At 40.0% G+C, this 4,963-nt stretch carries 9 protein-coding genes; all 9 read right to left on the bottom strand.

Annotation, left to right across the window (positions count from 1 at the left end; all coding sequences use genetic code 11):
• Nucleotides 1-5 precede the first annotated feature (5 nt).
• Nucleotides 6-965 carry a DNA-directed RNA polymerase subunit alpha gene (locus tag RHS_RS28035; RefSeq protein ID WP_027296205.1) on the bottom strand — a complete coding sequence of 320 codons (960 nt, stop codon included), beginning with the start codon at nucleotides 963-965 and terminating at the stop codon, nucleotides 6-8.
• Nucleotides 966-1,025: 60 nt separating this feature from the next.
• Nucleotides 1,026-1,619, bottom strand: a complete 594-nt coding sequence (gene rpsD, locus RHS_RS28040; protein WP_027296204.1) for a 30S ribosomal protein S4 — start codon at nucleotides 1,617-1,619, stop codon at nucleotides 1,026-1,028.
• A gap of 18 nt (nucleotides 1,620-1,637) precedes the next feature.
• Nucleotides 1,638-2,033 (bottom strand): 30S ribosomal protein S11, encoded by a 396-nt coding sequence (gene rpsK / locus RHS_RS28045; RefSeq protein WP_027296203.1) that lies wholly within the window; start codon nucleotides 2,031-2,033, stop codon nucleotides 1,638-1,640.
• Between the two features lie 61 nt (nucleotides 2,034-2,094).
• Nucleotides 2,095-2,463, bottom strand: a complete 369-nt coding sequence (rpsM, locus tag RHS_RS28050; RefSeq protein WP_027296202.1) for a 30S ribosomal protein S13 — start codon at nucleotides 2,461-2,463, stop codon at nucleotides 2,095-2,097.
• Nucleotides 2,464-2,781: 318 nt separating this feature from the next.
• Nucleotides 2,782-2,895 carry a 50S ribosomal protein L36 gene (gene rpmJ / locus RHS_RS28055; protein WP_003497809.1) on the bottom strand — a complete coding sequence of 38 codons (114 nt, stop codon included), beginning with the start codon at nucleotides 2,893-2,895 and terminating at the stop codon, nucleotides 2,782-2,784.
• A 137-nt stretch (nucleotides 2,896-3,032) separates the two neighbouring features.
• Entirely contained in the window at nucleotides 3,033-3,251 is a 219-nt protein-coding gene (infA, locus tag RHS_RS28060; RefSeq protein WP_027296201.1) for a translation initiation factor IF-1, read from the bottom strand.
• Nucleotides 3,252-3,560: a KOW domain-containing RNA-binding protein gene (locus RHS_RS28065; protein WP_047835048.1), complete on the bottom strand. Its 309-nt coding sequence runs from the start codon at nucleotides 3,558-3,560 to the stop codon at nucleotides 3,252-3,254.
• Nucleotides 3,561-3,572: 12 nt separating this feature from the next.
• Nucleotides 3,573-4,337, bottom strand: coding sequence for a type I methionyl aminopeptidase (gene map, locus RHS_RS28070; RefSeq protein ID WP_047835049.1), 765 nt, complete (start codon nucleotides 4,335-4,337; stop codon nucleotides 3,573-3,575).
• Nucleotides 4,338-4,341: 4 nt separating this feature from the next.
• The coding region (locus RHS_RS28075) for an adenylate kinase (protein ID WP_047835050.1) at nucleotides 4,342-4,963 on the bottom strand (622 nt) is incomplete at its 5' end.

A 4,963-nucleotide genomic window follows, 5' to 3' on the forward strand; every position in this document is an offset into this window, starting at 1 on the left:
AGCAACTATTCGTCGCTTGGGTTCAACTGTAATCCAAGTTCTTTCAATTTTCCTAATACTTCTTCTAAAGACTTACGTCCTAAGTTACGAACCTTCATCATATCTTCCGAAGTCCTGTTACACAATTCTTCTACGGTATTGATACCGGCTCTCTTTAAGCAGTTGTAAGAACGAACAGACAGCTCTAATTCGTCAATGTTCATTTCTAACACTTTCTCTTTTTCATTGTCTTCTTTTTCAATCATTACTTCTGCGGATTTCGCATTTTCTGATAAGTCAATGAATAAGCTTAAATGCTCACTTAAGACTTTCGCTGCAAGGCTGACTGCTTCATCAGGAGCTAATGTTCCGTTCGTATATACGTCTAATGTCAGTTTATCGTAATCGGTAATCTGGCCTACACGTGTATTCTGAACAGTCAGGTTAACACGTTCTACCGGAGTGTAAATAGAATCCACTGCAATTACACCAATCGGCATATCATCGTTTTTACCCTTATCAGCACTTACATATCCTCTGCCTTTTGTAATGGTAAGTTCCATGTATAATTTGCTGTCTGCACCACCATTTAAAGTTGCGATGACTAAGTCAGGATTGAGAATCTCAATGTCCTGGTCTGCCTGAATATCAGCAGCTGTTACCACGCCTTCGCCTTCAAATTCGATGTATGCAACCTTAGCTTCATTCGTCTCACTGTTGTTCTGAATCGCCAGTGATTTGATGTTCATAATGATCTCAGTGACATCTTCTTTTACACCTGGAATCGAGCTGAATTCATGTAACACGCCTTCAATCTTCACCTGGCTTACTGCAGCTCCCGGTAATGAGGAAAGCATGATTCTTCTAAGAGAATTACCAAGCGTCGTTCCGTAACCTCTCTCTAAAGGTTCCACAACAAATCTTCCGTAGGTCTTATCGTCTGATATCTCAGCTATCTCAATTTTTGGTTTATTAAAATCGAACACTATAAAAGCCCCTCCTTTTGGGTTATCATTTTTTTGAGGGTGACGAAATCACTTTAAGGATTATTTAGAATACAACTCGACGATAAGCATCTCATCAACTGGAACATCAATTGCTTCTCTGGCTGGTGCTTCTTTAACAGAAATTTTTAAAGCTTCTGCTTCAGTATCTAACCATTCAGGAACAAGTCTTCCACTTGTTGCATCTAAAATATCTTTGTATCTCTGAGAACCTTTGCATTTCTCTTTGATTTCGATAGTATCGCCTGCTTTTACTAAATAAGAAGGGATATTAACCTGTTTGCCGTTTACTAATACGTGCTTGTGGTCAACGATCTGTCTAGCTTCTTTTCTAGTTCTTGCAAGTCCTGCACGGAACAATACGTTGTCTAATCTGCACTCTAATAAGATCATCAGGTTAGGACCAGTCATACCCGTCATTTTCTCAGCTCTTTTATAGTAGTTTCTGAAAGGTTTTTCTAAAACACCATAAATGAATTTTGCTTTCTGTTTTTCTCTTAACTGCAAACCATACTCACTCATTTTACGGTTTGCTCTTCTTAATTCTCTAGTGGATTTTTTATCTATTCCTAAGTAAATTGGATCTAATCCAAGTGATCTACATCTTTTAAGAACAGGAACTCTATTAACTGCCATCTTACTCTACCCCTCCTATTAGACTCTTCTGCGTTTTGGTGGACGGCATCCATTATGTGGAACCGGAGTCACGTCTCTGATACTAGTTACTTCAAGACCACATGCCTGAAGAGCACGAATCGCTGCTTCACGTCCTGAACCTGGTCCTTTTACCATAACATCTACAGTCTTAAGACCATGTACTAATGCTGCTTTTGTAGCTGTTTCAGCTGCCATCTGTGCAGCATATGGAGTAGATTTCCTTGAACCTCTAAATCCCAGACCACCAGCACTTGCCCATGATAAAGCATTTCCTTCAGCATCAGTTAATGTTACGATTGTGTTATTGAAAGATGACTGAATGTGTGCCTGTCCGCGTTCAACGTTTTTCTTTACACGCTTTTTTGTCACTTTTTTGGTAACTTTTTTAGCCATTTTAAACTAACCTACTTTCTCATATTCTTTAATAAAGTTTGTAATTTTCGTAAATTCAATATTATTTCTTCTTGTTAGCAACTGTTCTCTTAGGACCTTTTCTTGTTCTGGCATTGGTCTTTGTCTTCTGTCCACGAACCGGAAGTCCTTTTCTATGACGGATTCCACGATAGCATCCGATTTCCTGTAATCTCTTGATATTAAGAGCGATTTCTCTTCTTAAATCACCTTCTACAGTCTGTGTTTCATCAATTACGTCACGAATTCTTCCTACTTCTTCATCAGTTAAATCTCTGACACGAGTGTCCGGATTAACCTTTGCAGATTCCAGAATTTTTGTTGCACTTACTCTACCAATTCCGTAGATGTAAGTTAATCCAATTTCTACACGTTTTTCTCTTGGTAAGTCTACACCAGCAATACGAGCCATGTAATATTTCCTCCATTTTCTTGTAAGATTACGATGCCGCGCAGCCCATGCCTTTTGCATGTCTGAAATGTGTGCGCCTTTCGAAACCTTAATTATATTGTCCTTAATTGAGGCACGGATAGATGGTCCTGCCCAGCCGCATTGAAATACGACCTTTCCGAATGCCCCCCATTACTGAACGAGGTGGTATGCATGCATCCGGTATTATAAGCAATATATGGTGGAGCGAGTCTCCACTTTATATTGTCATCAGCAGTAACAACACACCCTGGTGAGTCCTGCTGCAGCCGCACTAAAATAAAACTTTACAAACAGATCTTATCCCTGTCTCTGTTTGTGCTTCGGATTTTCACAGATTACTCTGATACTTCCTTTTCTTTTGATGATTTTGCATTTTTCGCAAATAGGTTTCACTGATGATCTAACCTTCATGGTAAATCCTCCTTTCACACCATTTAACGCCCGGTATTTGGGCAAACTGCGACACCGAAACATGGTGTCTTCACAAAAAGTTCGACTCAAATTATATCACGAATATATTGGAAATGCAAGCAAAATATTGACTTTTTTTACTTATCTCTCCAAATAATACGGCCTTTATCTAAATCGTACGGTGATAATTCGATTGTAACCTTGTCACCCGGAAGTATACGGATGAAATTCATACGTAACTTTCCGCTGATGTGTGCTAAAACTACATGCTTATTCTCTAATTCTACTTTAAACATCGCATTTGGTAATTTTTCTAACACAGTTCCTTCTACTTCAATAACATCTACTTTTGACATTTAAAAACCTCCTGAAACTTTCTTCACCTGATTGACATTATCTATTTTCTGTGATTTACGATAATGCTTAATTACTCGTTTGATATCTTCATTTTTAAGTGAATCCATAGGTGCACCACACAAATCTTCCGGAATTATGCGGATCACCTGGATATGTTTTTTCTTCTTTTTCTTGGGACGCTCAAGGGGTTTCACCTTTCCATCCGTCAGATATACATATTCACCATCTATGGCACTTATTACATACAGACAGTCTTTATCATGGCCGGCTCTTGATACAGCCAGCATTCCTATCTCAAATCTTTCCATTTTTTGCCCTCATTATTCATGAATATGTCCCAAAGTTAAAATTTCGGGCTCATCTTCAGTAATCAATACCGTATTTTCATAATGGGCAGACCAGGAACCATCCTCTGTGACTACCGTCCAATCATCATCCAGCCATTCGACATCGTATCGTCCGGCATTAATCATTGGCTCTATTGCCAGGGTCATTCCAGGCTGAAGGCGGATACCTCTGCGCTTTTGGGAAAAATTAGGGATTTGTGGATCCTCATGCAGGCTGGTGCCGATTCCATGGCCAACCAGGTCACGAACCACTCCGTAGCCAAAGCTCTCAGCATATGCTCCAATAGCGGCTGAAATCTCATGCAGATGATGCCCTGCCCTTGCAAATTTGATACCTTCAAAGAAAGACTGTTTTGTTACTTCAATCAGTTGTTTCGCTTCCTTACTGATTTCGCCCACCGCATGGGTTCTGGCTGCATCAGAATGAAAGCCTTTATAGATAAGTCCTGCATCTAAGCTGACAATATCCCCTTCCTGCAGGATACGCTTTTTAGAAGGAATTCCATGTACGACCTCGTCGTTAACAGAAACGCAGATAGATGCCGGATATCCGTTGTAATTCAGAAAATTAGGAGTACAGCCAAAGCTTCTGATAATCTGCTCGCCAAGCTGATCAATTTCCCAGGTAGATATCCCCGGTTTGATTGCCTTTGCCAATTCATTATGAGTAATCTCCAGTAATCTTCCAGCTTCTCTCATAAGTTCAATTTCTTTTGCAGACTTTATTGTTACTGACATAGTGTTACACTCCTAATATCTGTACGATAGCTGTAAATACGTCTTCCATATCTACCGTGCCATCTACTTCTTTTAATATTTGTTTGCTGCTGTAATACTCAATTAACGGCTGTGTCTGATCATGGTATACATCCAGACGCTTCTTAACAGTCTCTGGCTTGTCATCTTCTCTTAAGATCAGCTTTTCGCCGTCAATGTCACAGAATCCTTCCTCTTTGGGAGGGTTATATGCAACATGGTATGTAGCACCACAGCCTACACAGGCTCTTCTTCCGCCCATACGGTTAATGATATTTTCGTCCGGAACTTCCACATTAATTGCATAATCAACTTTATCGCCTAATTTAGCAAGTGCTGCATCTAATGCTTCTGCCTGAGGAATTGTTCTTGGGAAACCGTCCAGAACATAGCCATTCGCACAATCACTCTGCTGTACTCTGTCTACTACCAGATCCACTACCAGTTCATCCGGTACTAATAATCCCTGGTCCATGTAAGTTTTTGCTTTTTTACCCAGTTCCGTTCCGTTCTTGATATTAGCACGGAAAATATCACCTGTTGAAATATGCGGTATCTGATACTTATCCGCTATTTTCTTAGCCTGTGTTCCTTTACCGGCTCCTGGT

Origin of the sequence: Robinsoniella sp. RHS, assembly GCF_001029355.1 — a bacterium.
In the GTDB taxonomy this organism is placed as follows: Bacteria; Bacillota; Clostridia; order Lachnospirales; family Lachnospiraceae; genus Robinsoniella; species Robinsoniella peoriensis.